This is a genomic window from Aquimarina atlantica (assembly GCF_000626715.1).
Taxonomy (GTDB): Bacteria; Bacteroidota; Bacteroidia; order Flavobacteriales; family Flavobacteriaceae; genus Aquimarina; species Aquimarina atlantica.
The window spans coordinates 64,700-91,254 of sequence record NZ_AQRA01000007.1; the positions used below are offsets into that span (position 1 = coordinate 64,700).

The 26,555-nt window shown below is 33.0% G+C and carries 27 protein-coding genes; 9 read left to right on the forward strand and 18 right to left on the reverse strand.

What is annotated here, in order from left to right; genetic code table 11:
- Positions 1 to 95 precede the first annotated feature (95 nt).
- From ATO12_RS16270 to gcvP, 4 genes are all read right to left on the reverse strand, one after another.
- Positions 96 to 944 (reverse strand): glycosyltransferase family 2 protein, encoded by an 849-nt coding sequence (locus ATO12_RS16270; protein ID WP_034243768.1) that lies wholly within the window; start codon positions 942 to 944, stop codon positions 96 to 98.
- Between the two features lie 57 nt (positions 945 to 1,001).
- Positions 1,002 to 1,532, reverse strand: coding sequence for a class I SAM-dependent methyltransferase (locus ATO12_RS16275; RefSeq protein ID WP_034243769.1), 531 nt, complete (start codon positions 1,530 to 1,532; stop codon positions 1,002 to 1,004).
- Between the two features lie 47 nt (positions 1,533 to 1,579).
- Positions 1,580 to 1,945, reverse strand: a complete 366-nt coding sequence (locus ATO12_RS16280; RefSeq protein ID WP_034243770.1) for a group III truncated hemoglobin — start codon at positions 1,943 to 1,945, stop codon at positions 1,580 to 1,582.
- A 416-nt stretch (positions 1,946 to 2,361) separates the two neighbouring features.
- A complete protein-coding gene (gene gcvP / locus ATO12_RS16285; protein WP_034243771.1) occupies positions 2,362 to 5,217 on the reverse strand; it encodes an aminomethyl-transferring glycine dehydrogenase in 2,856 nt (951 codons plus the stop codon).
- Positions 5,218 to 5,354: 137 nt separating this feature from the next.
- Here gcvP and ATO12_RS16290 point away from each other — a divergent pair, with 137 nt between their 5' ends.
- On the forward strand, positions 5,355 to 6,185 hold the full coding sequence (locus tag ATO12_RS16290; protein WP_034243773.1) for a UbiA prenyltransferase family protein: 831 nt from the start codon (positions 5,355 to 5,357) through the stop codon (positions 6,183 to 6,185).
- Here ATO12_RS16290 and ATO12_RS16295 read toward each other — a convergent pair.
- The 10 genes from ATO12_RS16295 to ATO12_RS16340 form a co-directional block, all read right to left on the reverse strand.
- On the reverse strand, positions 6,178 to 6,435 hold the full coding sequence (locus tag ATO12_RS16295; RefSeq protein ID WP_034243775.1) for a hypothetical protein: 258 nt from the start codon (positions 6,433 to 6,435) through the stop codon (positions 6,178 to 6,180). The genes ATO12_RS16290 and ATO12_RS16295 overlap by 8 nt on opposite strands.
- A 55-nt stretch (positions 6,436 to 6,490) precedes the next feature.
- On the reverse strand, positions 6,491 to 6,772 hold the full coding sequence (locus ATO12_RS16300) for a hypothetical protein (RefSeq protein ID WP_240486147.1): 282 nt from the start codon (positions 6,770 to 6,772) through the stop codon (positions 6,491 to 6,493).
- The gene (locus ATO12_RS16305; RefSeq protein WP_034243777.1) at positions 6,748 to 7,302 is read right to left on the reverse strand and encodes a sigma-70 family RNA polymerase sigma factor; all 555 of its coding nucleotides are present in this window, start codon (positions 7,300 to 7,302) and stop codon (positions 6,748 to 6,750) included. Before ATO12_RS16305 ends, ATO12_RS16300 begins: the two co-directional genes overlap by 25 nt.
- Positions 7,303 to 7,401: 99 nt before the next feature.
- Positions 7,402 to 7,887: an SRPBCC family protein gene (locus ATO12_RS16310; RefSeq protein WP_034243779.1), complete on the reverse strand. Its 486-nt coding sequence runs from the start codon at positions 7,885 to 7,887 to the stop codon at positions 7,402 to 7,404.
- A 6-nt stretch (positions 7,888 to 7,893) separates the two neighbouring features.
- Positions 7,894 to 8,802: a TIGR01777 family oxidoreductase gene (locus ATO12_RS16315; RefSeq protein WP_034243781.1), complete on the reverse strand. Its 909-nt coding sequence runs from the start codon at positions 8,800 to 8,802 to the stop codon at positions 7,894 to 7,896.
- A 13-nt stretch (positions 8,803 to 8,815) separates the two neighbouring features.
- A complete protein-coding gene (locus ATO12_RS16320) occupies positions 8,816 to 9,697 on the reverse strand; it encodes a methyltransferase domain-containing protein (protein ID WP_240486148.1) in 882 nt (293 codons plus the stop codon).
- Between the two features lie 50 nt (positions 9,698 to 9,747).
- The gene (locus ATO12_RS16325; RefSeq protein WP_034243785.1) at positions 9,748 to 10,161 is read right to left on the reverse strand and encodes a hypothetical protein; all 414 of its coding nucleotides are present in this window, start codon (positions 10,159 to 10,161) and stop codon (positions 9,748 to 9,750) included.
- Positions 10,162 to 10,178: 17 nt separating this feature from the next.
- On the reverse strand, positions 10,179 to 10,523 hold the full coding sequence (locus ATO12_RS16330; RefSeq protein WP_034243787.1) for a hypothetical protein: 345 nt from the start codon (positions 10,521 to 10,523) through the stop codon (positions 10,179 to 10,181).
- Positions 10,498 to 10,848 (reverse strand): hypothetical protein, encoded by a 351-nt coding sequence (locus ATO12_RS16335; protein ID WP_034243789.1) that lies wholly within the window; start codon positions 10,846 to 10,848, stop codon positions 10,498 to 10,500. Before ATO12_RS16335 ends, ATO12_RS16330 begins: the two co-directional genes overlap by 26 nt.
- A gap of 88 nt (positions 10,849 to 10,936) precedes the next feature.
- The gene (locus ATO12_RS16340; protein ID WP_034243791.1) at positions 10,937 to 11,440 is read right to left on the reverse strand and encodes a GbsR/MarR family transcriptional regulator; all 504 of its coding nucleotides are present in this window, start codon (positions 11,438 to 11,440) and stop codon (positions 10,937 to 10,939) included.
- A 614-nt stretch (positions 11,441 to 12,054) separates the two neighbouring features.
- Here ATO12_RS16340 and ATO12_RS25025 point away from each other — a divergent pair.
- Positions 12,055 to 14,436 carry a M20/M25/M40 family metallo-hydrolase gene (locus ATO12_RS25025; protein ID WP_081802095.1) on the forward strand — a complete coding sequence of 794 codons (2,382 nt, stop codon included), beginning with the start codon at positions 12,055 to 12,057 and terminating at the stop codon, positions 14,434 to 14,436.
- Between the two features lie 1,128 nt (positions 14,437 to 15,564).
- On the opposite strand, the gene ATO12_RS16350 is transcribed toward ATO12_RS25025, so the two are convergent.
- From ATO12_RS16350 to ATO12_RS16360, 3 genes are all read right to left on the reverse strand, one after another.
- Entirely contained in the window at positions 15,565 to 17,586 is a 2,022-nt protein-coding gene (locus ATO12_RS16350; RefSeq protein WP_034243793.1) for a M3 family metallopeptidase, read from the reverse strand.
- A 581-nt stretch (positions 17,587 to 18,167) separates the two neighbouring features.
- Positions 18,168 to 18,653: a 5-(carboxyamino)imidazole ribonucleotide mutase gene (purE, locus tag ATO12_RS16355; RefSeq protein WP_034243795.1), complete on the reverse strand. Its 486-nt coding sequence runs from the start codon at positions 18,651 to 18,653 to the stop codon at positions 18,168 to 18,170.
- 91 nt (positions 18,654 to 18,744) lie between these two features.
- Positions 18,745 to 19,899 carry a 5-(carboxyamino)imidazole ribonucleotide synthase gene (locus ATO12_RS16360; protein ID WP_034243797.1) on the reverse strand — a complete coding sequence of 385 codons (1,155 nt, stop codon included), beginning with the start codon at positions 19,897 to 19,899 and terminating at the stop codon, positions 18,745 to 18,747.
- 282 nt (positions 19,900 to 20,181) lie between these two features.
- On the opposite strand from ATO12_RS16360, the gene ATO12_RS25365 reads away from it, so the two are divergent.
- From ATO12_RS25365 to ATO12_RS16395, 7 genes are all read left to right on the forward strand, one after another.
- Entirely contained in the window at positions 20,182 to 21,288 is a 1,107-nt protein-coding gene (locus ATO12_RS25365) for an adenylate kinase (protein WP_081802096.1), read from the forward strand.
- Positions 21,289 to 21,374: 86 nt separating this feature from the next.
- Positions 21,375 to 22,373 carry a GTPase ObgE gene (gene obgE, locus ATO12_RS16370; RefSeq protein ID WP_034243798.1) on the forward strand — a complete coding sequence of 333 codons (999 nt, stop codon included), beginning with the start codon at positions 21,375 to 21,377 and terminating at the stop codon, positions 22,371 to 22,373.
- A gap of 429 nt (positions 22,374 to 22,802) precedes the next feature.
- Positions 22,803 to 24,179 carry a hypothetical protein gene (locus ATO12_RS16375; RefSeq protein ID WP_034243800.1) on the forward strand — a complete coding sequence of 459 codons (1,377 nt, stop codon included), beginning with the start codon at positions 22,803 to 22,805 and terminating at the stop codon, positions 24,177 to 24,179.
- 80 nt (positions 24,180 to 24,259) lie between these two features.
- Positions 24,260 to 24,613, forward strand: coding sequence for a hypothetical protein (locus ATO12_RS16380; RefSeq protein WP_034243802.1), 354 nt, complete (start codon positions 24,260 to 24,262; stop codon positions 24,611 to 24,613).
- 97 nt (positions 24,614 to 24,710) lie between these two features.
- Positions 24,711 to 25,055, forward strand: coding sequence for a hypothetical protein (locus ATO12_RS16385; protein ID WP_034243803.1), 345 nt, complete (start codon positions 24,711 to 24,713; stop codon positions 25,053 to 25,055).
- A 10-nt stretch (positions 25,056 to 25,065) separates the two neighbouring features.
- Positions 25,066 to 25,587, forward strand: coding sequence for a hypothetical protein (locus tag ATO12_RS16390; protein WP_034243805.1), 522 nt, complete (start codon positions 25,066 to 25,068; stop codon positions 25,585 to 25,587).
- A gap of 1 nt (position 25,588) precedes the next feature.
- The gene (locus ATO12_RS16395) at positions 25,589 to 26,227 is read left to right on the forward strand and encodes a hypothetical protein (RefSeq protein WP_034243807.1); all 639 of its coding nucleotides are present in this window, start codon (positions 25,589 to 25,591) and stop codon (positions 26,225 to 26,227) included.
- A 112-nt stretch (positions 26,228 to 26,339) separates the two neighbouring features.
- On the opposite strand, the gene ATO12_RS16400 is transcribed toward ATO12_RS16395, so the two are convergent.
- Positions 26,340 to 26,546, reverse strand: a complete 207-nt coding sequence (locus tag ATO12_RS16400; protein ID WP_034243809.1) for a hypothetical protein — start codon at positions 26,544 to 26,546, stop codon at positions 26,340 to 26,342.
- Positions 26,547 to 26,555: the final 9 nt, after the last annotated feature.

The following is a 26,555-nucleotide window of genomic DNA, read 5'->3' on the forward strand; positions in this document are numbered from 1 at the left end:
AATTAGTTTTTTTAAAAAAATTAATGTTTCAATGTAAGAATAATTTATGGTAAAAAAGTTAAAGAAATACTAGTTTTTCTGAATGGTACTATTCGTTATAAGAGCTTTTTTCTCATTTTTTTCCAACGAAGTTTACGAATAAAATCTCCTTCTTTTTCAGAAACTAGGAATACTTCTTTTTTTGCCTTTGCTTTATAATATCCTATCAAATAATCATTGATTAAGCCTGGTTGTTTTTTGAGTAAGGCCAATTTTACAGAAGCAATTAGGGTAATCCAAAAACCATATCGCATTCGATAAAAGGCTTCTCCTTGCTTATATTTTGCTTTAGAGTTGTATGTGTTTCCGGTTGGTTTTAAGTGTTTGACATGTAGGGTGTGGTCGGTTTTTATTTCCCAATTGTGATATTGAGCTAATAGCTCATCTACAGTATCCCACCCCATTGCAGGTTTGAGCCCGTTAATATCTTCGAAACACGTTTTACGATATGCTTTTAATGCTCCTCTAATGTGATCTTTGCTGGTTAAATTTTCTAGAACCCATTTTTTGTTTTTTTCTATATAGCAAAATCCGCCTACCATTCCTGTTTTATCATTTTTCTGAAAATGATGGGTAATTTTAGCTAAGTAATTTGGTGGGAAAACAAGATCTGCATCGAATTTACAAATAATATCATAGTTTGTATCTAATGTTTTGAAACCCTCATAGAAAGCATTAATCACTTTACTTCCCGGCATATGATTTTTAGAAGCATACGTATCTACTATGGATATGTAATCATATGTATTTACGTATTCATTTATGATATCTTTTGTATTGTCTGTAGAATGATCATTAACGACTACTATTTTGGTAGGAATAAGTGTTTGCGAAGCTAAAGAATCAAGAGTCTTTGCAATAAAACGTTCTTCATTATGAGCAGGTATGATAATGTATATATTCAAGAAATAATTGAAGTTTTTGGTTTCTGGTTTAAAATTAAAAAACTAAAAAGAGAGAAGCTAAGAATTTTTGATTCTCTCGGCATATACAATATAGTATCTCGGTGTAAAAAGTCTTAATAGCGGTCGTAAACCAATCTTTTTAACAGGATGTGTCCACTTATTTCTTGCTTTAATTTCCCAGCCGGCTTTTTCGAGTAACCAATCAAATTGCCAATCTTCAAATTCGTGGTAGTGCCTGTCCCATGGATCGGTTTTGCTACGATAGGCAGGAGAGAACCATAATTTTAGCGGGATAGAAGCAACTAGTTTATCTGCTTTAATGTCGCGTAAAACATTAAAAGGAGCGACAAGGTGCTCAAAAATTTCGAAGGCAGTAACAATTTGAATACCTTCTTTTTGTACAGCTTCTGTATTGAAGTCCAGATCTTCGCCAGAGGTGTTTGATACTGTATATCCTTCTTTTTCCATAAACTCTACAAAAGGATTTCTAACTCCCAAATCCAGAATATTACTTGGGGCAGGAGTGTTTTCTCTAAGAAATTCTAAAGTTTTTTGGTATCGCTGGTGAGGAAAATTTCCTTCGTACATAATAGTCAAATCAGTAATTATAGTGTAAAAATAGACAATTGGATAGATTATTCTATTTTTAATTGCATAACAGTTACAATGGATAAAGCTCTTGTTTTGATAAGGTGTGCTTTTTCTCCTTTAAAATTACGATCTACCGTTTTATGAAACAGAGATAGCCAAGTGTCGAAATGGATTTTTTCTAACTTTTTTTTACTACTCAAGTTTTTATGAATCTGCATTACATTCTTTTTATAATTTCCTGTTCTAAATAATTGTTGTTCCCAAAAATCTGTGATTTCCGGAATATGCTCTTCGAGATTAACTTTTGCAATTTCGGTAAAAAATACACCGATTGTAGGATCTGTAAAAGCGTCTTTATAAAAGGCATTCATTAAGAATTCTATGTCTTGTCTTGAAGTAATATCTTTCACACGTTTAAATTTTAGTAATTATCTAAAAATAAATTAATTATAAAATTGAGAACGTGTGTAACCACTCCGTTCTCACATTAAAAAATGTAAACATTCTCTTTTGTAAAGAAATGTTTAAATTTTTTAATGCTCGTTTCATCTGTTCTTTTTTTATTATTTTTTAGTTATCAGATAGAGTTCACCATTGAACATCTCGGTTGGTATCATCTTTAATTGTTGTGGTTCGTTTCATAAGTTTACTACGCAGTTTTAAAATTATATCTGTGTTACTATAAATTGATATGAGGTGTGTACTGAATCATTGTTTCCTGGTATTGATATTCTAATTACGCTTACTTTTTTAATTATAGTATGGTTAACAAAAAAGAGGCAACCATAAAGCCACCTCCTTAATCATTTATGGGATAATAAATCTTTTAACCTTCTGTTTCCATATACTCTTCAATAGGAGCACAGGTACAAATTAAGTTTCTATCTCCATAGGCATCATCTACACGACGAACAGATGGCCAAAACTTGTTCTCGGCTACATATGATAATGGATATGCTGCTTGTTCTCTCGAGTATGGAAAATCCCAGGAGTCTGCTGTAAGCATAGCCAGTGTATGAGGCGCATTTTTCATTACATTATTTGGATTGTCAGCAGTAGTTTCTGCTATTTCCTTGCGTATCGCAATCATGGCATCACAAAAACGATCTAGTTCTGCTTTACTTTCACTTTCGGTAGGTTCGATCATAATAGTCCCTGCAACCGGGAAAGAAACTGTTGGAGCATGAAATCCATAATCCATAAGTCGTTTTGCAATATCGGTAACTTCTATACCATTTGCTTTAAATGGTCTACAGTCTAGAATCATTTCATGAGCAGCTCTTCCTTTTTCTCCTACATACAATACATTGTAATGCCCGTCTAAGCGTTCTTTGATATAATTAGCGTTTAAAATAGCATATTGAGTAGCTTCTTTTAATCCATTTACACCAAGCATAGTGATATATCCATAAGATATCAAACATGCTAAGGCAGATCCCCAGGGAGCTGCAGAAATTGCTGTTATTGCCTGATCTCCTCCTGTAGTAATAACTGGATTACCTGGTAAAAAAGGAACCAGTTGTTCTGCAACACAAATTGGTCCAACACCAGGACCACCGCCACCATGCGGTATAGCAAAGGTTTTGTGTAAATTAAGGTGACATACATCTGCACCTATAGCCCCCGGATTGGTTAAACCAACCTGTGCGTTCATATTAGCGCCATCCATATATACTTGCCCACCGTTATCATGAATAATTTGAGTGATTTCTCTAATCCCTGATTCATATACACCGTGTGTGGACGGATAAGTAACCATTAAAGCGGCAAGATTATCTTTATGTTTTAATGCTTTTTCTCTTAGGTCTTCTATATCAATATTACCTTCTTCTGTGGCTTTGGTAACAATTACTTTCATTCCTGCCATTACTGCAGAGGCGGGATTTGTGCCATGAGCAGATGAAGGGATCAAACAAATATTACGATGATGATCTCCATTTGACTCATGATATGCTCTAATTACCATTAATCCGGCAAATTCTCCTTGTGCGCCAGAGTTTGGTTGTAAAGAGGTAGCTGCAAATCCTGTAATTTCTGTAAGCTGCTCTTCGAGTTTTTTTAGAACCTCTTGATATCCCTGAGCTTGATGTACCGGAACAAAAGGATGGATATTACCCCATTGTGGATCACTAAGTGGCAACATTTCTGAGGCCGCATTAAGTTTCATTGTGCAAGATCCCAACGGAATCATAGAATGATTTAATGATAGATCTTTTCGCTCTAATTTTTTAATATAACGCATCAATTCTGTCTCAGAGTGGTAAGAATTGAATACCTCGTTTGTTAGAAAATCGGTATTACGTCTCAGATCTTTTTCTATAGTATTTGAAGTATCAATTTTCTGAATTGGAGTATATTCTTTTCCTACAACTTTTGCAAAAATTGATAAGATTGTATTTAGATCTTCAATTGTTGTTGCTTCGTTTAATGAAATCGAAACTGTATTAGAATCTGGATAGAAGAAATTTACTTCATGAGCTTCTGCGATTTCTTTTATTTTGGTTGCATCACCTTGTATACGAATGGTATCAAAATACGCAGTATTAAGTTGATTGAAACCTAATTTTTCTAATTCGCCACTTAACGTTACTGCCGATGCATTAACTTTTGAGGCAATATAGCTTAGACCTTCGGGACCGTGATATACACTATACATTCCGGCCATAACAGCCAATAGTACTTGTGCTGTACAGATATTAGAAGTCGCTTTATCTCGTTTAATATGTTGTTCACGCGTTTGTAATGCCATTCGTAAGGCACGACCTCCATTTAAATCTTGAGTAACTCCTATAATTCTGCCAGGAATAGTTCTTTTATATGCTTCTCTTGTAGCAAAAAAACCTGCATGCGGTCCACCATATCCAAGAGGGATTCCAAAACGTTGTGTAGTTCCTACCACGACATCGGCATCAAAGCTTCCAGGGGATTTTAATGATACTAAACTTAATATATCTGCCGCTACAGCAACTTTGATTTCTGCCTGGTGAGCTTTTTCAACAAAATCTGCATAATCATATACCTGACCTGATTTACCCGGGTATTGCAAAATAGCACCATAAAACTCGGTCGAAAAATCGAATTGCTGATGATCTCCTACTACCAATTGAATATCAAGAGGAATTGCTCTTGTTTGTAATAATGAAAGTGTTTGAGGTAATATTTCCTCAGAAACAAAAAACTTGTTTACATTATTTTTTTTCTGATCTCTGGATCGTACAGCAAATAACATAGTCATTGCTTCTGCAGCAGCTGTACTCTCATCTAATAAAGAAGCGTTAGCCAATTCCATACCTGTAAGATCACAGATCATGGTTTGGTAATTTAGCAATGCTTCTAATCTGCCTTGCGCAATTTCTGCCTGATAAGGAGTATATGCAGTATACCATCCTGGGTTTTCGAGGATATTGCGTTGTATAACTGCGGGTAAACTAGCTTCGTGGTATCCTAAACCAATATAGGTTTTGAATACTTTATTTTTTGCTGAAAGCTTTTGTATATGTGCAGAATATTCTTGCTCACTTAAGGCAAAATCCAGATTTAACGATTTTTTTAAAAGAATATCATCAGGAACAGTTTCGTATATTAATTGTTCTAAAGAATCTGCTTTAATTGTGTTTAACATCTCGCCTAGGTCTTTTGTTGATGGACCTATATGACGTAGTTTAAAGGAATCGGTTTTCATAACGAAAAAAAACAGTTGAAATTGAGATTTCAAAAATACATATTTAATTGCTAAAACTTTCACAATTAATTAACCTAGACCTATCAAGTTTTTAACCAAATTCGGGTTTTGTTAACACATAACCCCTAATAAACAACGTGAAAACCTTAAAAAGTATATTCAGATTCTATATTAACGGTAGTATTCATGTCGCTTTAGCGATATGTGCTTTGGTGCAAGTTACCTTTATGAAGTATGGAATATCGGATCAATATACCTTCCTTCTTTTTTCTTTTTTAGGCGCGATCACGGCATATAATTTTGTGAAATATTCTAAAGTCTCTAAACTTTACCACAAAAGATTGACCAAATCGATGAAAGGGATTCGTGTTTTAACCATTTTGAGTTGCTCGTCTTTTATCTATCTTTCGTTTAGGGTGTCTATTAATACGTGGATCTATATGGCACCGTTTATAGCACTTACTGTTTTGTATGTTGTTCCTGTTTTTCCTAACAAAAAGAACTTAAGGAGTCTTGCAGGGGTGAAAATCTTTATTATCGGGATGGTGTGGGCTGGTATGACTGTGTTGGTCCCACTAGTACATGTTAAAGGAAATCTGAATTTAAATTTTTTAATAGAAATGATTCAGCGGTTTTTATTTATTGTGGTTATGATGTTACCTTTTGAGGTAAGAGATTTGCAGTACGATGATGTAGCATTAGAAACAATTCCGCAAAAAATCGGAGTAACAAGAACTAAGCTTTTTGGTAGTATTTTATTGGTTATCTTTTTATTATTGACTGCTGTAAAAGATGAGTTGTTATCATCGATAGAAATTTTGAGTACTATATTGATAACTACAATAAGTTTATTCTTTTTGTGGGGAACAGATAAGAAGCAATCAGAATATTATTGCTCTTTTTGGGTAGAGAGTATCCCTATAATGTGGTTAATAATACTCGTTATTTTAGAATCTTTATTTAGTTAATTCTTTTTGTTATTTCTTTTTTCATTGCTTCTTTATCTGAAGCGCTGATTGACTGTGTTTTAGATTTATTAATGGTTTTTGTAAGTTTTGTGTTTCTTTTAGAATACGCTCGTGTTACTTTGCAATACACCAGGCGAATATTAAGTTTTATTATTTCTAGAAAAGAAGCTTCACCATATTGATTTTTATCGCAAATATGTTTTGCTTCTTCACAGGATACAAATACTTTATTCTTATTCGTAGTTTTCATTATACTATTTGGGTAATTCTTTTATTCGAGGGCATTATACTATAACTATTTAGGATTACATTCTTTGTTTTAGTCGTTCTTTCATTGCGTCTTTATCAGAACGATTAATACTAATTACTTTTGGGTTTTTTACCAATTTGGTTAATTTCATGTTTTTTGCAGTGTACTTTCTACATGCTCTGCAATAAATCAAATGTATGTTTAGTTTTACTTTTTCCCAAAAAGTAGCTTCTTTATATTGATTTTTATCACAGAAGTGATTTGCTTCTGAACAACTTACTATTATTCCCTTCTTTTTATTACTCATTTTTCCTAAAACCAATTTTTTTCCAGGCATTCGGCCATAGCTGTACGTGCTCTATGGATGATCACCCATAGGTTAGACGCAGTGATATCAAATTCATTACAAATAGCCTCAGTATCGAAACCTTGAATTGTTTTTAATTTAAAAATCAGCGCTTGTTTTTGGGGTAATTTTCCCATGCAATCATGTATGGCTAAGCCTAACTCTTCGTTTTCGATCTCGCCTTCTGCATTACCATCAAAAGGATCCGCTACACGTTCTTCTAACCAATCACCTTCAGTTTCAGAATCAGAGGTATAGTTCATTCTTACCTCTGCTTTACCTTTGTTACTATTAATTTTGCGATAGTGGTCAATGATTTTTCTTTTCAGAATAGAAATAAGCCAGGTACGTTCACTAGCTTCACCTTTGAAATTTTTCATGGATTTAAGTCCGGCAAAGAATGTTTCCTGTACTAAATCCTGGGCAATTTCTTTATCATCAACTCTTACAATGGTATAGTTGAATAGGTAATCACTGTACTTATCCACCCACATATTTGGGTCTATGGTATTTGTTGACATTATATTTCCTGTTGTTATATTCACCAAAAATAGGATAAAAAGTTGAATCTTATAGGGGCTTTAACGAATCAGTATTTTGTGTCTGCTAATATTGAATCCTTACAAACAGTTATCATGATGCGATTTTACTACATTTTTAGATTCTAAATACAGTTTTAGAGATTGATTACGGGCATTAAGAAATTGAGTAAGATGTTTTTTTAGAGCTAGATTATCAAATAATTTACCTAAAATACCATAAGGTGTTTTGTATTCGAGTATATCGATCATTTCTGTTCCAAATGCTGTTGTATAAAAAATGTGTTGATGTTTAAAAGATTTAAAACATCCTTTGACCATTTCATCGGTAAAGTTATTTGGGGATTCATACTCTGTAATTATGCTTTTGTGAATGAGATAAATCCCAAAATGCTGCCCTCTCCAAGTAACGGTTTCTCCTAATTGGATTAATCCCGAAGTTTTTCCTGCTATGGCTTTCTCTTTAGTGTTATCTACGGATATCATATGAAAATCAATACTTCTGACTAAATCAAATACCTCTTCAACAGGGGATTTTATTTGAGTTGTTAGTCGTATAGTTGTCATAATTTTCTAAGTAAGTGAAATTAGTGCCGGTTTAAGTTCGGGATATGAGAACTGAAATCCGTTATTTATGAGTTTTGAAGGAATTACATTTCTACTTTTGAGTACAAGTTCAGCTTCTGTGTTGATGATTCTGGCTCCAAGCTGAAGTATAGGCTTTGAAATAGGAACTCCAAAAGGGATTTTTATAACTTTCCTAAGTGTTTTCATAAAAACTAAGTTGGTTACTGGTTTAGGTGAAACAATATTTATCACACCTTCAATGCTAGAGTTTTTAATAATAAATTCGATACTTCTTGCAAAGTCTACTTCGTGTATCCAGCTTAATTTTTGATTCCCATTACCTTGTTTTCCACCTAACCCAATTTTGATTAAATTAAGAATTGATGGCAAAGCTCCTCCCTTTTCTCCTAAGACAATAGATGTTCTTAATGCAATTTTTCTGGTTTTTGGGGTTTGTTGGTTAAAAAAAGTTTTTTCCCATGATGTAGCGACATCAACAGAAAAACCAGTTCCTATTTCTCCATCAATTTCATTCATTTCTTTATGTAAAGAATGTTTGTAAATGGTTGCTGTTGATGAGTTTAACCAGATTTTGGGAGGGTTTTTGCATTTACGTATACTTTCTCCCAGAATTGAGGTTGAGATCACTCTTGAATTCAAAATAAGATCTTTATTCTTTTGGGTATATCTACAATCTACTGATTTACCTGTTAAGTTGATTAATATTTCTGAATTCTCTAGTTCTTGTATCCAATCTCCAGAGGTTTTTGCATTCCAATGAATAAATTGAACGTTATTTTCTGTTCTGCTTTTTCCACGAGTTAGAATTGTAATAGTTTCTGCTTTCGTTTTAAAATATTCTACAAGTATCTTTCCAAGAAAACCTGTTCCTGCTGCTATAACTATTTTTTTCATATGTTTTCTAATTTCATTTTTCTGCGGTGATTAAATAATATCCAAAACTTTTGATATGCAGACCAGAAAGTAATGCAAATAGTGATCCTTTTAAGTTTTTCCAGCTTTGTGGTTTTAGGGTTTCTTTTCTACATAGTTTTTTTAGCATAAATCCCGTAATTGCGAAGGGAACATGAAGAACCGAAGGAGCAACTCTAAATGATACATCTTCGATATTTATATCCTTAAAACCTATATGTCTTAATGTCTGTTCTACTTTTTTGATACTTCCTAAACCTTCTAGACTCCATCCTTTACAAAGTTGTTCATAACAATAATTACTACCTATACATAATTGCTCTTCGTCTTTTTTTAAGAACGCATCGGCTATCACTAATTTGGATCCGGGCTTTAGTATTCTGTATGCTTCCTGAAGTGCTTCTTTACTGTGTCCCGAATGACAAAAACTTTCTATGGCATAAGCTCCATCTACACTGTTGGTTTTGAAAGATGTATGGCAATAATTTTCTTCTAAAATCAATCCATTTTTATGTTGTAATCTTTTATTTCCCTCTCTTACCTGAAAAGAAGAAAGTGTTACACCAATGATATGTAGTAGGGGATATTTTCTTAATCCATACTGTATCGCCCCGCCAATACCACATCCCAGATCTGTTACAAGCGAATTTTGTTTAGGAACTTGTAAGCGATCAAAAACCTGCTGATTCATTTCGTTAAGTATAGAATCCCTTTTTAGAATACTGGTTTTAAAAGGAATATAGTATCCAAAATGCATATTGAAATCGGTGCTCCAGAACTCATAATCTTCTGTAGCTTCATCATAAAACCTGATTATTTTTTCTTTTGTAGTAGATTTCTTAAGTCTTAGTTTTTGTAATATGGTAAGTGTACTCATAATCTTTAGTTGTAATTATTAAACTTTGGATGAATAAATAATTTGTTTTTCTACGATTGAGCATGTGGATCTTGAGTTTGTACTGTTTTTAGTGTTGAAGAAAGTTTTCTGCTAGCTTTTTTTCTTCCTCTAAAAAAAAGAAGTAGATTAAGAAATAACATTGTCCCTAAGTACATTGAAAAACCACCTACTTTGAAGCTTAAAATTTCAATAAGATTTTGATAGGTATTTTGAAAATCATAAGAGTCAATTTTAAGGATAAGTAAAGCCCAACCAATATTTAATAAATAAAAACCAACTTCAAATAATCGATTTGTAGCTAAAGCGATATCTTTTCGATCTCTAAAAATGTCAATCATAAATGTTTTACCATTTTTGAATAGTGTTCTAGAAACAAAATAAGTTAGCGTAATTACGATAGGGAGATAAATGATGTAGCCGATAAAAATTTTAGAATTTTCCATAATGTTATAATAGATTGTTATTTAAAGTTTTTGATAAATTTTGTAATCCAGAAAAGGTTGAAATAATGCAGTCCTGCTAGAGTATAAATAATGATTCCCATACGATTAAATATTACCTCTACCATTTGAGTTATTGTTTGTAAGGTAGGCCAACCAGATAAAGTAATTATAGCATACCCGATATTTAATAAGTAATACCCAATTAAAAGTATATTATTAATACGTATGCAAAACTCGGTGTCATTAGGAATGAGATGTGTAACAAAGATGTTTCCGTTTTGATAACAAATTAATCCTACTTTGATAATGATAAACGCGGTTATGAATATGTAAATACTATATGCTATTATATTTAAACTCATAGCTTATTTTTTTAATTTTATAGGTAGTATATACAAAGTATCCAGCAATGGTCATAGGAATAATAAATAGGAATATAGGAGCAAAGTCAGAATTCATAATGTCTGTTAGGCATAATAATCCATAAATGATAGTCAGGCATGAGTAAATTAATAGGTGTTTCTTTTGTTGATTATTGAATTTTCTCCAGTACATGAATAAGGTTATTGCAAGAGTTACTTGTATACCGCCGAGAAAAATTTGAGCTAGTAATCCATAATAAATGGTAAGATATAATATCAAAGTGATGATAAAACTCCATTTGTTTATATTGTGTATTGTTTTCATATTTCTATAATTTTAAAGTTTCAGAAAAAATTGAAACTATAATTGAAAATAAAAAGGAGAACGCCTCCTTTTTTGTTTACAGTGCTTTTTATTTAATTAACTTTACCAATGCTTTTGTGATCCAGTTATGATCCTGACCAATAACTCTATTCATTAAAATATCTAAGGTGTCAGCCATTTCATGTAATGCCTTGGTTTGCTTTATTAATTCTTTGGTTTTTGCGGTCCCATCTTCATCAATGTTCGAAACATCTTTTAAGATTTTGATAGTCGGTTGTAACTCTCTTCTACTTCTTTCTTTGGCGATTTGCCTTGCTAATTCCTGTACGTCCTTTTCTGAGGTAAAATATTCTTTTCGTTCTCCCATTTTATTTTCTTTGAAAACAATACCCCAATCCATCAATTGACGTAGATTCATACTGGTATTGCCTCTAGAGATTTGTAATTGTTCCATAATATCTTCCATAGAAAGAGGTTTTGGAGATATTAATAATAAAGCATGGATCTGTGCCATTGCTTTATTAATACCCCATAAGGTTCCTAAAGATCCCCAGGTAGAAATAAACTTATTTTTTGCTTCATCATAATTCATGTTACAAATATATAAAAAATTTCAAACTTTCAAAAAATATTGAAACATAGAAAATAATATGTACTTCAAATCAGTAATATTTTGATGTGATGTATTGGCTATAGTATAGCCAAAGGGTGTACTAAATTGTGTTTTAGGACATCTTTTCATTGATTTAGGACATACATATATTGGTTAGGCAGGATTTTTTTGATAGCTTAGTTTGCTTAAATACACAAAAATCAACTTATGAAACTTACTAACCTACTTACGAGCATTTGGTATGCAACTTGGGATCCCTCCCGAGCGCAACTGATCTATAACATCACTTCACAAAAAGACTTGACGACAAGAGGTCTTAGGGTATAACTTTTAATTTTAGGTGAACTACGTATTGCATAGTTTGGCAGAAACAAGTTTGTTTTTGCAATAGGTTTTATTATCGATGAATGACCTGATATTTTCTAGATGATAATTTCTAAAACGTATCCATCTTTTACATTTTTTGTAATTGATAGATTATTACGGATTTACCTTGATTACTCTACGATAAACCGTCTTTTGTTCGACTTTGGTATTATGTACTTTAGCTACTACACAAACACAAATTATAAACTCAACAAACTAAACTAACGATGAGAAAACTAAATCTATTTTTTTTAGCGGTATCGCTAAGCGTATTAACGTCATGTATTTATGCGCAGGAACGATCAAAAATGTTTCATGCGACAATGGATACTCAGGATGCATTGAAACTAAAAAAGAATCATCCAAATGATGTGAAAATTATTAAGTCGGTTAACGAATATAGCGCCGTAATGTTAAATGAACATTCGGCAGAAGAACTACATCACACTGGATTAAGGCATGGGCCAGGATATTTTTATGAAACTTCAGAAAAAGCTGCTATAGAAGCAATAATAAAAGCTAATTCAATTCAAAAATCAAAGAATCAATCCTTAGCAAAAGCAGCAGTTGCTTTTGAGATTACTCAGGATCAATTAGTAAATCAAAGTTTAGGGTTGGTAAATAATGCTAATATTGATAGACAAATAAAAGAGCTTGAGAATTATGGTACCCGTTACCATACTAAAAGTAGTGCAAAAAGAGCTTCTACAGATTTAAAAGCAAAATGGGAAGGACTTGCTGGTAATCGTAGTGATGTATCGGTTAGATTGGTTAATCATTCTGGCTCGCCAATGCCGTCTGTTGTTATGACGATTACAGGTACAGAAAAACCAAATGAATACGTGGTTTTAGGAGGACATTTGGATTCGACATCGCCACGTGATCAAAATAATGCTCCGGGAGCAGATGATAATGCTTCTGGTATCGCAACAATTACAGAAGTAGCCAGAGTATTATTTAGCATGAACTACAAGCCAAAAAGAACAGTAGAGTTTATGGCATTTGCTGCAGAAGAAATAGGTTTGGTAGGATCTAAAGAAATAGCAAGAGATTATAAAAATCGTAATGTAAATATAGTGAGTTATGTACAGTTGGATATGACTAATTACAAAGGGTCTACAAATGATATTTTTATTACAACCGATTCATATAACAGTACTTCTTTGAATAATTTTTTAACTAGATTAATGGATCATTATAATGCTTCGGGAACACATAAAATTACATATGGTACTTCTGCTTGTAACTATGGATGTTCTGATCACCACAGTTTTGCACAACAAGGATATGAAACAGCATTTCCTATTGAAGCTAAATTCAGAGAAAGTAACCCGAAGATTCATACTTCTGGAGATACATCATCTAACTTTCCTACTGCGAATGCAACACATGCAGCCAAATTTGCAAAATTAGCTTTAGAATATCTTATAGAAGTTTCTAATGCCGGGGGTGTAGTAAACCCTCCAACAGGATATTGTGCTTCTAATGGGCAAAAAACATCAGATGAGTATATTGGTAAGGTAGCTTTGGGAACAATTAATAAAACCTCTACTGCTGGAAGCGGAGGGTATAGTGATTTTACAGCAGAAACCACTAACCTTTCTAAAGGAACATCACATACTATTACGGTGACACCAAAATGGTCGGGAAGTACTTATGATGAAGGATATGCAGTATGGATTGATTATAATCAAGATAAAGATTTTGCAGATTCTGGCGAATTGGTTTGGAGCAAAGCAGCTTCAAAAACAACACCAGTAAGTGGTAGTTTTACTGTACCTGCCAGTGCAAAAAATGGAAGCACAAGAATGAGAGTTTCTATGAAATATAATAAAATTCCTACAGCTTGTGAATCTTTTGAGTATGGAGAAGTAGAAGATTATACTGTTGTTATCGGAGGATCTGGTGGAGGAGATACCCAGGCACCTTCTGCTCCTTCGGGATTAGCTTCATCAAATGTAGCACAAACCACCTTAACCCTATCATGGACATCTTCTACAGATAATGTAGGAGTGACGGGATATGATGTGTATAAAGGAAATACGGTTGAAACATCTGTTTCTGGAACCACTGCTAACATCACAGGATTAACAGCTAGTACTGCATATACATTTAGTGTAAAAGCAAAAGATGCTGCAGGTAATGTATCTGCTGCAAGTAATGTGATAAATGTAACCACTACAGGAGGAAGCAGTGATCCTTGTGCCGGTGTTCCACCGTACAGCTCTTCTGAAACCTATCAGCCTGGTGATCGAGTAACGTATCAAGGTAGTCTTTATGAAAGAACCAGTACTGGCTGGACTTATATAGGATCTTGTGGAGCACTGTTTGCAAGAAGCTCTACGGTTGATCTATTAGAAGATGATAGCATGTCTTTTGATTTTTATCCTAATCCTGTAACAGAAGATCATATAGAGATCACGGTTAATAATGAACTATGGAAATCAGGAAGTGTATTGGTTGTAGATGTAAAAGGAAATATTGTACGAGAGATTAGGCTTAAAAATAAAGTTACTCAAATCAATACTTCTAAATTTTCTACAGGAGTATACTTTTTGACACTTTTTAATGGGGCAAAAAGCGCTACAAAACAGATGATTATAAAATAATTATAACATATCATAGAAATCCATCTTAACTTTTTTGTTGGTGAAAATAAAGAAGAAGTTAAGATGGGTTTATTAATAACTGCCCCGGAATGATTTGTGCACTTAATTAGTGATAGAATCAGACAAGACGTATTACGGTATTTAGTAGCTTTATTAAAGGAGAATCTTTTTCTTACGAAACTTTGTTTCACTTATTTTGAGATAGATCAAAAAAAGAAACTACAAATACATAAAAAATAATAGAAATTGCTCAAACAATATTTCAATCCCAAAACGATTGTTTGAATTTTGAATTTGGCATACAAACTCGTCATAATTCGAGGAAAAGTATATTCCTTTTAAAACAAGAAAAGCAGACACATTTTACTAATGTATCTGCTTTTTTATTATTAAAATACCTCTATTGTTTGCCCCAAGAGATCAGAAGTTCTATAAAGCATAGATATCTCACACTTATAAACTCTTAAGAGAACAAATGATCTATACATTAACAAAGGACAATCAGAGAGGTATTAACAAAATTGTTTAAAGGCACATATTTCAGTTTTATACAAAGAAAAATAACAGCACGACATATTATTAGGGCAATCAGAATCAGAGTTACATTCTGTGTACCTGCCACCGTTAATACTTCTTTGCTGAGTTTTACTTAAGACCTTCCCTAAAGTTAAAATTGTTTTTTTCATTTTTTACAATAATTTAATTAATATGAATTTGGTATAACACTATTTAATTCTAAAAATGTATAACTGTTCTTAAGCTTTACTATTAATGAGCTTTAGTTCAAAAAAAAGAATAATATTTTCATTCCTATACCCCGAAAACAGGGTTTTGAGAATTCTGGTATATAGAACGGATTTAAAAAACCTTATTATTACTTAATCCAGTAAACATAAAGACCTATATAGTTTTGTATTCATGTTTATGAAAAGGAAACTATTGTACAAGAGATTAGGCTTAAAAATAAAGCTTTCTAAATCAATATTTAAAGAGCTTCTGACTGGGTATACTTTGGATAGATCAGAAAAATATACAAAGAAGATAATTATGAAATGATAATGAAGAATGTATAGATCTACCATATCGAGTCTATTGAAGTCAAAAACTCCAATAGACTCATGGTATTTTTTATTTAATTAATCCTGCTCGTTTTAATAACGCTTCGGGTTTAGGTTCTTTTCCTCTAAAACGTTTATAAAGAGTCATCGGGTTTTCTGTACCTCCTTTAGATAACACATGATCTTTAAATTTGGTAGCGATTTCACGATTAAAAATTCCATTTTCTTTAAAATACTCAAAAGCATCAGCATCTAATACTTCTGCCCACTTATACGAATAATATCCTGCAGAATACCCTCCTTGAAAAATATGAGAAAAAGCTGTACTCATACAATTTTCTTCTACATTTGGGTATAAAGAAGTTGCCGAAAAAGTAGTTTTCTCATGTGCTTTTACATCTTTTATACTGCCAGGATCCTGGGCATGCCATGACATGTCGAGTAATCCAAAACTTAATTGACGTAATGTAGCCATACCTTCCATAAAGGTTGCAGATTCTTTAATCTTTTCGACCAATTCCATTGGGATTATTTCACCTGTTTCATAGTGTTTTGCAAAAAGCTCTAAAGCTTCTTTTTCATAACACCAATTTTCTAGAACCTGACTTGGTAATTCTACAAAATCCCAGTACACACTAGTTCCCGACAAACCAGGGTAGGTAGTATTGGCTAGCATACCATGTAGTGCATGACCAAATTCATGAAATAGTGTTGTTACCTCATTAAAGGTTAATAAAGATGGTTTACTAGGTGTAGGTTTGGTAAAATTGCAAACAATAGAAACATGAGGTCTTATGTTTTTATCATTTTTCCTCATTTGTGATTTGTAGGATGTCATCCATGCTCCATTCCGTTTTCCAGGTCTGGGATGAAAATCGGCATAAAACAATGAAACAAAATTGCCTTCAGTATCAGTAACGTGATAGGTTTTTACTTCTTCATGATACTTGTCTACATTATTAACTTCTTTAAACTGAAGACCAAATAATTTATGAGCAACAGTAAAAACACCTTCAATTACATTTTCTAGCTTGAAATAAGGTTTCAGTTTTTCATCATCAAGATCAAAGAGTTTTTGTTTTAATTTTTCAGAATAGTAAGCTCCGTCCCATTTTTGCAAGTGATCAATCCCATCTAACTCCTTGGCATAAGATGCTAATTGTTTAAATTCTCTTTCTGCTGCAGGTTTAGCTTTCTCTAAAATTTCATTTAGAAAAGAAAATACAGTATCAGGAGTTTCTGCCATTCGTTCTTCCAGGATATAATCGGCATGAGAGGAATATCCTAAAAGAAGAGCACGTTGATGTCTAAGATTTGCAATTTTTAAAACAATCTCCTGGTTATCAAGATCATCATTGTGAAACCCTTTGGATCCAAAAGCAAGAGCTAGTTTTTTGCGTAACTCTCGATTATCGGCATATGTGATAAAAGGAATGTAACTTGGGTAATCCAGGGTGATTAACCACCCTTTTTTACCTTTTGCTTCTGCCATTGATTTGGCTGCTTCCTTAGCTCCTTCTGGTAAACCAGCTACATCAGATTCATCGGTAAGCAACATTTCAAACTTATTAGTCTCGGCTAAGACATTTTCACCAAACTTTAGGCTTAGTGTCGAAAGCTCTTTATCAACCTCTCTTAGTTTTTCTTTTTTTTCGTCAGGAAGATTAGCTCCATTTCTCGAGAATGATTTATATCTTTTTTCAAGAAGCCTGGATTGTTCTGGATTAAGATCTAATGATTCTTTTTGTGTGTATACCACTTCAATTCTTTTAAATAAATCTAGATTGAGTGCTATGTCATTACTAAATTCTGAAAGTAAAGGAGAGGCTTCTTGTGCTATTTTTTGAATATCCTCGTTAGTCTCAGCACTATTTAAATTGAAAAAAACACTGGTCACTCTATCCAGTAGTTCTCCGCAATATTCTAGAGCTTCTATTGTATTAGAAAATGAAGGTGGTTCAGAATTAGAGACAATTGCATCAACCTGTTTTTTGGCGATAGAAATACCGTTTTTAATAGCTGGTAAAAAATGATCTGACTTTATTTCTGAAAATGGTGCAGCATCAAATGGTTTTAATAGTGGATTGTTCATTGTGTATTAGTGATTTCTTCTTAATTTTTTATGTTATATGTTCTTACATCGGAAAAAACAGCCTTTTATCGAAAAACATACCCAGGTTATAGGTGTTTTTCATTAAACTAAATTTTATACCAATAGATTTGATTAGGTTTATTAGTATGGTCTGGTATTTAGAATAAAAGATTATTTTTATTTGGGGTATGAATATAAATAATTGTTCTAATGCAAAGACCAAATATATCGAAAGAGCTGCATTTTTGCAGCTCTTTTGTCTTCTATTTTTTACCAAAAATCAGGTTTTTTAGTAAAAAATCTAATTTACTGTCTGTTTTTTCGATCAAAAAAACGTTAAAAAAATCTTAATCATTGTTTTTTATCGATGAAATTGGTATTTCATCGAAAACTATGAATATTTTAGCATTACTTTTATTGTGTAATTAAAGTAAGGTTTTACCTTTGTTGTAGGTTTTAAGAGTAATGGTCTTACGATGAATTTTTTGTGTAATATATTTAAGTTGGTTAATAAATATTGTTATATTCTTTTGTAAGGCCTGATATTCAAAAGAGTCACTGAAAAGTGACTCTTTTTTTTGTTATTTTTTTATCTGCTTAGCACCTTCGATTACTTTTTGCTTTAATCCTTCTTTATAGACTAAGATTTTATCTAAAACACATGTATCACTTGCCCCTATAATTTGTGCTGCCAAAATACCAGCATTGAGTGCACCATCTAAAGCTACAGTAGCTACAGGAACTCCACCGGGCATTTGTAAAATAGATAAAACAGAATCCCATCCATCGATAGAGTTACGTGACTTAACAGGAACTCCAATCACTGGTAGAGGAGATAATGAAGCCACCATTCCAGGAAGGTGAGCAGCACCACCAGCACCAGCAATAATAACTTTTATGCCTCTGGTATGAGCATTTTTGGCATAATCAAATAACTTTTCTGGGGTACGATGCGCCGAAACAATATCTACTTCGACTTCTATATCAAAACCTTGTAATACTTCGATAGCTTTTTCCATTACAGGCATATCACTAGTACTACCCATTATTATTCCCACCTTACTCATTATATTATTTATTATTGTTAGTATTTGTTTGTCAAAAAATAGCAATCATAATAGAGTATGAAGGTATCTAAAATAAGTACCTATACCTCTATTAACTAATTACTTGAATTGTGTTTTTTACTTTTTCAGCTATTTTTCTAGCCTCATCTATGTTTTCATGAATTATAGTAACATGTCCCATTTTTCTATAAGGACGTGTTTGTTTTTTACCATAAATGTGGGGAGTAACACCCTTCATTTTCATGATTTCTTCTATGTTTTTATAAATAACATCTCCCGTATGTCCTTCTTTACCAACCAGATTAACCATAATACCACCTACTTTACTTTCTGTAGCTCCCAGAGGTAAATCTAGAATGGCTCTTATGTGTTGTTCGAATTGATTAGTATAGCTGGCTTCGATACTATAATGCCCACTATTATGTGGTCTTGGGGCAACTTCATTTACAAGAATGTCATCTTCTTGTGTTTGAAACATTTCTACTGCAAGTACCCCTACGTGTTCAAAGGCTTTAGACACTTTCTCGGCAATTATTACTGCCTTTTGAGCAATTTTAGAATCAATTCTGGCTGGGCAAATCACATATTCTACCTGGTTGGCCTCTGGGTGAAACTCCATCTCTACCACAGGATAGGTTTTGATTTCTCCACTAGGATTACGAACAACAATTACAGCTAATTCATTTTTAAAATCAACTAAATGTTCTGCAATGCATTCTGTGTCAGGTAGTTTTGCTAAGTCGGCTCCGGATCTAATAATCGAAACACCCTTACCATCATATCCTCCCTGTGTACTTTTCCAAACAAATGGAAGTTTAATCCTGTTATTGGTAATTCCTTCGGTAAGGTGAGCCTTATTAGAAAACCGTGTAAACGCTGCGGTAGGAATTTTGTTTTCCTCGTAGAAAAGCTTCTGTTCTCCTTTATTTTGTATTTTTTCAAGGGTTTTTGAACTTGGATAGACCTTTTTGCCTTCTTTCTCTAGTTGAACTAAAGCTTCTAGATTTACCGTTTCAATTTCAAAAGTAAGTACATCTACCTTTTTTCCAAAATTATAAACAGTCTCATAATCCATTAAATTACCTTGTTGAAAATGATCACATGCAATTTTGCAAGGAGCATCTTGACTTGGGTCGAGGACATATGTTTGGATATCATATTTTCGGGTGTCATAAAGCATCATCTTGCCTAGTTGACCTCCTCCTAATATTCCTAACTTAAAGTTTGACGAGAAAAAATTTGTCATTTTCGGGGTTTCAAATTTGTCTTAAGATGCAAAAATAATTTTTTCAGAAGGAATAACCACAATAATGTAAGGGTAAATACAATAAGTTAACCACAAGAAGGTGTATTTGGTTGATATGTGTTGATGATTAAACCTATACTAATCTGGGTTTGTATAGTAACCATTTAGACCTGTCTGTAGTTATAAGAAGGTTGATGTCGTAATTCTTAGTTATGCTCATTTCTAATCACTATCTTTGCGGCTTTAAATTAAAAAATCAAACCAGAACAAGTATAAAATAGGATGGTAAAACTGCACGATTTACAGTTTATTCCTTTTATAAGTGAGGAAGAGATAGGGACTGCAATAGATAAGGTGTCTGCTGGATTAAATCAAGATTTGGCAGATAAAAATCCTCTGTTTATAGGAGTGCTAAATGGTGCGTTTATGTTTGCTTCAGAGGTTTTGAAACGGTTTGATTATGATTGCGAAATTAGTTTCGTGAAACTAGCTTCGTACGAGGGAACTAAGACGACACACAAAGTTAAAGAGCTAGTAGGGCTAGGTGAAGAGGTTACAGGAAGAACAGTGGTGATCTTAGAGGATATTGTAGATACGGGTAATACGATCGAAGTGCTAACAGAAATGTTAGTAGAAAAAGGATGCCTAACATACAAAATCGCTACTCTGTTTTATAAACCCGAAGCATACACAAAAAAAATTAATATAAATTATATAGGGATAGAAATCCCAAACCGATTTATTGTAGGATACGGACTTGATTATAATGGATTAGGTCGTAATCTTACAGAAGTTTATCAATTAAAACCAAACAACATGACAAATTTGGTGTTATTCGGACCTCCGGGAGCAGGAAAAGGAACACAAGCAGAAGTTTTAAAACAAAAATATAATCTGGTACATATCTCTACAGGAGATGTGTTTAGATACAACATAAAAAATGAAACAGAATTGGGTACTTTGGCAAAATCATATATCGATAAAGGCCAATTAGTACCTGATGAGGTTACCATCAATATGCTTAATGCCGAAGTTGATAAAAATGCAGAGGCTAAAGGCTTTATTTTTGATGGATTTCCCAGAACTGAAGCTCAGGCAGATTCGCTAGCTAAATTGCTAGAGTCAAAAGGAGCAATGGTTAGTGCAATGGTAGCTTTAGAGGTAGATGATGAGGTGTTAGTACAACGATTGTTAGAAAGAGGAAAAACATCAGGGCGACCCGATGATGCAGATGAAAAAGTGATACGTAATCGTATTAAAGTATATTATGACGAAACAGCTATCTTAAAGAACTACTACCAAAAACAAGATAAATATTTTGGAGTAGATGGAGTAGGAGGTATCGATGAAATTACAGAGAGATTGAGTAGCGTAATAGACAAACTTTAGTTTGTGAAAGCCAAATCTTGCTCGGTATAGTAAAGATAAAATTGAAATATTCCTGATTTTTATTAGGGTGATATAGGAAACGAATTATGACAGAAGGGAATTTTGTAGATTATGTAAAATTACATATAACTTCCGGGAACGGAGGAAAAGGATCTGCACATTTACATCGTGAGAAATACATTACCAAAGGAGGACCCGATGGTGGTGATGGAGGCCGTGGTGGTCATGTTATTATTCGTGCAAACCCTAACATGTGGACACTACATCACCTTAAATTTAAACGCCATCTAAGAGCTGGTCACGGCGGGCACGGAAGTAAAAGCAGGAGTACAGGAGCCGATGGAGAAGATGTTTATATAGACGTACCTCTGGGAACTGTAATTCGGGATACCGAGACGCAAGATATCATTAAAGAAATTACAGAGGTAGGCCAAGAATATATTGCTGCCGAAGGCGGTATGGGAGGTAGAGGTAACTGGCATTTTAAAAGCCCAACGAATCAAACTCCTCGCTATGCCCAACCAGGTATAGAAGGACAAGAACATGATGTTACTCTAGAACTTAAAGTACTGGCAGATGTTGGATTGGTAGGGTTTCCTAATGCAGGAAAATCTACTTTGCTGTCGGTTATAACCGCTGCAAAACCAAAAATTGCAGATTATGAGTTTACTACACTTAAACCAAATCTAGGCATTGTAGAATATAGAGATTTTCAAACTTTTGTGATGGCCGATATTCCTGGTATTATAGAAGGAGCGGCAGAGGGTAAAGGTATAGGTCATCGTTTTTTACGTCATATCGAACGTAACTCTACCTTATTGTTTTTGATTCCGGCAGATGCCCCTGATATCAAAGCACAATACGAAATCCTTTTGGACGAACTACGACGTTACAATCCTGATTTATTAGATAAAGAACGACTTATAGCAATATCGAAATCTGATATGTTAGATGATGAATTAAAAGAAGAACTGAAGGTTGAGTTAGATCAGCAGCTTAACGTTCCTTACCTGTTTATTTCCTCGGTAGCACAACAAGGGTTGCAAGAGTTAAAAGATAAGCTTTGGCAAATGCTCAATGACTAAACTTTGATTCCTTATTTTATAATGTATTATTAGTGCTAATTCTACTTTAGCATTAAGGTGATATACTAGCTTTTTTATGTAGTCCACCTAGATATTTGGTGCACTGTTATTTCTCTAATCAAAACGCACTCACAATTCTTCAGTTTCTTTTTCTGCAAAGTAGAGAACCAAATCATTCAAAAATTCTTCATTGCATTGTTATATGTGGTTCATTTTCTTGAAATGTAATATTACCATTCAATAAAGGATCTTAATCCTAGATCAAAAGCCAAAATTTCTAATCATAACCCCAGAAAGGCTCTTTGCTAATTTTTCAAATATCAAATAATATGTATCGAATATCACTAAAAGCAATGCGGATATGAAGTAAAGCTTTTTTTGTTTTGATCGATATCTATATTTGAGCACATAAAAAATTACCTTAATAATATGAATCGATTTAAGAGTATTCTCATTGTCATTTTAATATTGTTTTCTGTAAAAATAAGTGCTCAAAAAATTCCTGATGGGCTCTATTTTGTAAGTGGAAATGAAATAAATCAAATTACTGTTCTTAATAGAAGAGATGGAAGTATAAAAGCAACATTCGATACATATCGAGGAACTTCAGAAATGGCCTTTTCATTACTCAAAAGCGTACCAGATAGCTATGAAAGTGTTGATACTAAAGAAAGTTACATTTTGACAAAAAAGAATAATCTTTTAACACTTCTGATATTAGGAGATATGAATCTGGTTGTGAAAAAAGAGGTTATGGCGATTAGTAAAAAAGAACTAAAAGCTGCAAAAAAACAACTGGGGATTAAGTCTGAATTATCAAAGGAGTTAGGAAGCCTTTGGGGAAAGAAGAAAAAAAAGGAAGAAGAAAAAGGACCTCTTGAATATTTTGTAAAAGATGCAACATCAGATTTTCACCAAAAGAATGTAGGGAAAATAGTTTTCTTTTCTAAAGAACCTACTGTTGGTAAAGAAGATATCTCAACAATAAAAACAGATTTTAAAATTGGAGATGAAATTTGGGGAGTGGCTTACTTTCCTGCAAAAATAAAAGATAGCTATTATTTGAGACGGCTAAGTAATCGTTTTCAAGATAATTTTGGAAGAAATCACTATTGGATAACGATAGGAATGGATAAAATGGAAAAAGATCTGTTGCCAAAAGAAAATGAAGTAGTAAATCAATGTACCGTGAAAAGGTTGAAAAAAGCAGATTTAGAGAAAAATTATGCGGTATTTCAAATAGTTCCTTCTTCTATAGCTAATATGAAAATAGATAAAGACGGGGCTTCTTTTTTACTAGGGAGAATGGGTGAACGCTTAGATCCTTATAAGCATGGTTTAAGAATTTCTCTTACCGATGGGAAAATGGATCAGGAAGATGAACTCTATTTTGGTACGATTACTTATGATACAACAGAGGGGACCGAAGATTTAATAATGATGGCCAAAGAAATTGAAGAAGGAGCTTTAAAAGGAAAAAGAGCGCCTACTGCTGTAAAACATAATGCAGATTTAGAAGCTGAAATGATGCAACAAATTGAGTTGTGGGCAAATACTAAAGACTGGCCAGGAGTGAAATTTCATAAAGTTATAATCACATTAGATTGGCAAATCTTAAGGGATGATTATGGAAATATTACAGGAAATTATGTAGAAGGGGATGTGCTATATTCTGATGATGAAGGCTGTGGTTATAGAAATTTTGGGTTTTTAAAACCCTATTTAGGTAATGGACAATATGATGAAAACATTAGGCAGCATACTATTGGTCATAGAGGAGAATTAAGTTGTGATAAAGTGAAATAAACAATAATAATCTTACTGTATCAATAATAAAATACAGATACTGATTATAAAAAAGGTTACATAGCCGGCAAAAAATAGTTATGAAAGAAGAGTTAGTAAAAGAAGGAATTCAAAAAGAAGAAAAAGTAGGATATCTTAAATCAAAAGTAAACTTGATGCAGGGAACATTGTATCTAACACCCAATAGACTCGTTTTAGATGCCCATAAGACAGGTGTAAGTGGATTAGGACTTTTGGGGAGTCTACTCAAAAAACAAGTTGAAAAGAAAAGTTTTGGATTTAATCTTGAGTTTAAAGATATACAGAAAATAAGCCAGGGAAAACATGGTGTAACAAAAAATGTCCTGGAGGTTACAGATCAACAGAATGAAACATATAGAATCATTGTGAAGAATTATGAAGAGTGGGAAAATGAATTGAATCAAAAATTGTAACCTTTTGATTTGAACCAAAGAAATTCGTTGACTTATACTCATGTGATGATCAACGTTACATTTAATGAAGTGATTATAGAATTGTTGGAAACTAAATATGGCGAGAAAAATTGAAATAACCGCAGAGAAAACTCTTACCAAAGAGGTACTAAAAGATTATCTGGACACCATATTCTCTCCTTTTGGATATGAGGTGTATCTAAGCTCCTTGATAGGAGCAGATGTTGTCATTAAGAAAAGTAACTGGATAGGTGCTTCTGTTAAGTTGAAAACTAAATCTGATAAAAACCATATAGTAATAAGTGGGTTTGCGCCATCAACAATGGCAAGAATACTGGTCTCTGGTATTCTTCCCATCTTAATATTATTACCAAAATGGTTACGATTTGAAAAAGAAATAGAAGGTATAATTAAAGAAGATCAAGCAATTTTTAATACGTGAATAATAGCAAATGGTTTATAAATTAAATGCAGAAGATGTAAATGCAGCTAAAGAAGAAATAAAAGAATATGTTTCTGGGTTAGCAGCTAGATTAGATAATGATTTTGGAGATGAGTATATAGTTTCTTTAGGGAAAGACACCGAAATAGAAGATGATTGGAGCTATGACATAAAAATAAGAAAGGGAAATAAAGTTGGTGCTTCATTATCTCTACATTGGAAGAAACAACATTTTAATGATTTAAATATAGAGGTTTCAGAATCTACAAAGATTGGTAGTTTCCTGATGTATGTTATAGTTTTTCCTTTTATGCTTATAGGTGCTTATATGGGAGCTAACCATATAGCGCCATTAGATTTTTTACCAGGCTATAAATTGGCAGGAGCTTTAGGAGGAGTCATAGCTCTTATTCCAGGAATAATTTTGACAACTCTTATTAAGTCAGTAATACTAAGAAAATATAAAGAGGAGAATGCAAGTCTTATGAAAAAAGCGCTAAGTATAACGGGTAATACATTTCAGAAAATTTAATATGAAAACAATTATAAAATTTTTTATCGGATTTGCTATTTTTTTGGTACTAGGGGCAATCATTCTTGGTAGTATAGCAAATGAAGAAGATGGGGCAAGACAGCATTTTAGATTGTTTAATACCAGTGAAGAACAAAAGTCAGTTACTTTTGAGATGATTTATGAAGATGGTAAACCAAGTGATGTTTGGGCAATAAACGAAATAATTGACCCAGGAAATTCGGTGCAAAAAACGCTCCTTCCTGGTACTTATTTAGTGAAAACATGGGATCACGAAGAAGTACTGGAAAATGAATTTAAGTTTGCATTTAGTCTACCTAATCCAGAAGAATCAAACTATAATAATTACAGGTTTGATATCGCTATGGATAAAGATTTTAGAGTTGTAGATATGGCAGCATTTTATGAAGGGAACTCGCTAGCTAATACGATGTCTAAAGCAGTAGGAGCGCATCAAGATGATATTTTGATAGTAGAGACGTATATGGGCAATAGACCTTTTTTGATTCCAGAAAGTTATACAGATCGCACATTTATTGATATCTACGAAGATATGCCCAACCGAATTAGATACGGAGAATTAATTTATAGATTAGAAATTGTAGATATTGATAAAACAACTAATGAGACTATAAAATAATTATGAGTGAGAAAATAACTAAACTCATACTATTTTATTTTGGATGTTAAAGACATAGGTAAACCAAAGTATAAAAAAAGTTTATACTTTGGTTTACCTTCTGTGCTTGATCTTATTGCTTTTTATTTAATAATGTATCAATTTCGAAGTATTTTTCTTTAAGTATACTAAGCCCAAATGCGGCTCCTGCAGCAGAGAATACAGAATAATCTAACGGTGCTTTAACACCAATAGTACTACACATGTCAATACCGAAGAGAGTAATTAGAACACCACTTAGTTTGGCAGATAATGATGTTTTGAATCCGATAATCTTCATAGATATAAA

Bases quoted from the DNA above. Each gene is read 5' to 3' on its own strand.
- ATO12_RS16325 (WP_034243785.1), bottom strand. From the start codon at position 10,161: ATGGAAAATTCTAAAATTTTTATCGGCTACATCATTTATCTCCCTATC.
- ATO12_RS16340 (WP_034243791.1), bottom strand. From the start codon at position 11,440: ATGAATTATGATGAAGCAAAAAATAAGTTTATTTCTACCTGGGGATCT.
- ATO12_RS16305 (WP_034243777.1), bottom strand. From the start codon at position 7,302: ATGTCAACAAATACCATAGACCCAAATATGTGGGTGGATAAGTACAGT.
- ATO12_RS16335 (WP_034243789.1), bottom strand. From the start codon at position 10,848: ATGAAAACAATACACAATATAAACAAATGGAGTTTTATCATCACTTTG.
- ATO12_RS16275 (WP_034243769.1), bottom strand. From the start codon at position 1,532: ATGTACGAAGGAAATTTTCCTCACCAGCGATACCAAAAAACTTTAGAA.
- ATO12_RS25365 (WP_081802096.1), top strand. From the start codon at position 20,182: ATGGTAAAACTGCACGATTTACAGTTTATTCCTTTTATAAGTGAGGAA.
- ATO12_RS25025 (WP_081802095.1), top strand. From the start codon at position 12,055: ATGAGAAAACTAAATCTATTTTTTTTAGCGGTATCGCTAAGCGTATTA.
- ATO12_RS16330 (WP_034243787.1), bottom strand. From the start codon at position 10,523: ATGAGTTTAAATATAATAGCATATAGTATTTACATATTCATAACCGCG.
- ATO12_RS16375 (WP_034243800.1), top strand. From the start codon at position 22,803: ATGAATCGATTTAAGAGTATTCTCATTGTCATTTTAATATTGTTTTCT.
- purE (WP_034243795.1), bottom strand. From the start codon at position 18,653: ATGAGTAAGGTGGGAATAATAATGGGTAGTACTAGTGATATGCCTGTA.
- ATO12_RS16395 (WP_034243807.1), top strand. From the start codon at position 25,589: ATGAAAACAATTATAAAATTTTTTATCGGATTTGCTATTTTTTTGGTA.
- ATO12_RS16390 (WP_034243805.1), top strand. From the start codon at position 25,066: ATGGTTTATAAATTAAATGCAGAAGATGTAAATGCAGCTAAAGAAGAA.
- ATO12_RS16400 (WP_034243809.1), bottom strand. From the start codon at position 26,546: ATGAAGATTATCGGATTCAAAACATCATTATCTGCCAAACTAAGTGGT.
- ATO12_RS16385 (WP_034243803.1), top strand. From the start codon at position 24,711: ATGGCGAGAAAAATTGAAATAACCGCAGAGAAAACTCTTACCAAAGAG.
- ATO12_RS16360 (WP_034243797.1), bottom strand. From the start codon at position 19,899: ATGACAAATTTTTTCTCGTCAAACTTTAAGTTAGGAATATTAGGAGGA.
- ATO12_RS16295 (WP_034243775.1), bottom strand. From the start codon at position 6,435: ATGAAAACTACGAATAAGAATAAAGTATTTGTATCCTGTGAAGAAGCA.
- ATO12_RS16300 (WP_240486147.1), bottom strand. From the start codon at position 6,772: ATGCCTGGAAAAAAATTGGTTTTAGGAAAAATGAGTAATAAAAAGAAG.
- ATO12_RS16350 (WP_034243793.1), bottom strand. From the start codon at position 17,586: ATGAACAATCCACTATTAAAACCATTTGATGCTGCACCATTTTCAGAA.
- ATO12_RS16380 (WP_034243802.1), top strand. From the start codon at position 24,260: ATGAAAGAAGAGTTAGTAAAAGAAGGAATTCAAAAAGAAGAAAAAGTA.
- gcvP (WP_034243771.1), bottom strand. From the start codon at position 5,217: ATGAAAACCGATTCCTTTAAACTACGTCATATAGGTCCATCAACAAAA.
- ATO12_RS16315 (WP_034243781.1), bottom strand. From the start codon at position 8,802: ATGAAAAAAATAGTTATAGCAGCAGGAACAGGTTTTCTTGGAAAGATA.
- obgE (WP_034243798.1), top strand. From the start codon at position 21,375: ATGACAGAAGGGAATTTTGTAGATTATGTAAAATTACATATAACTTCC.
- ATO12_RS16310 (WP_034243779.1), bottom strand. From the start codon at position 7,887: ATGACAACTATACGACTAACAACTCAAATAAAATCCCCTGTTGAAGAG.
- ATO12_RS16320 (WP_240486148.1), bottom strand. From the start codon at position 9,697: ATGAGTACACTTACCATATTACAAAAACTAAGACTTAAGAAATCTACT.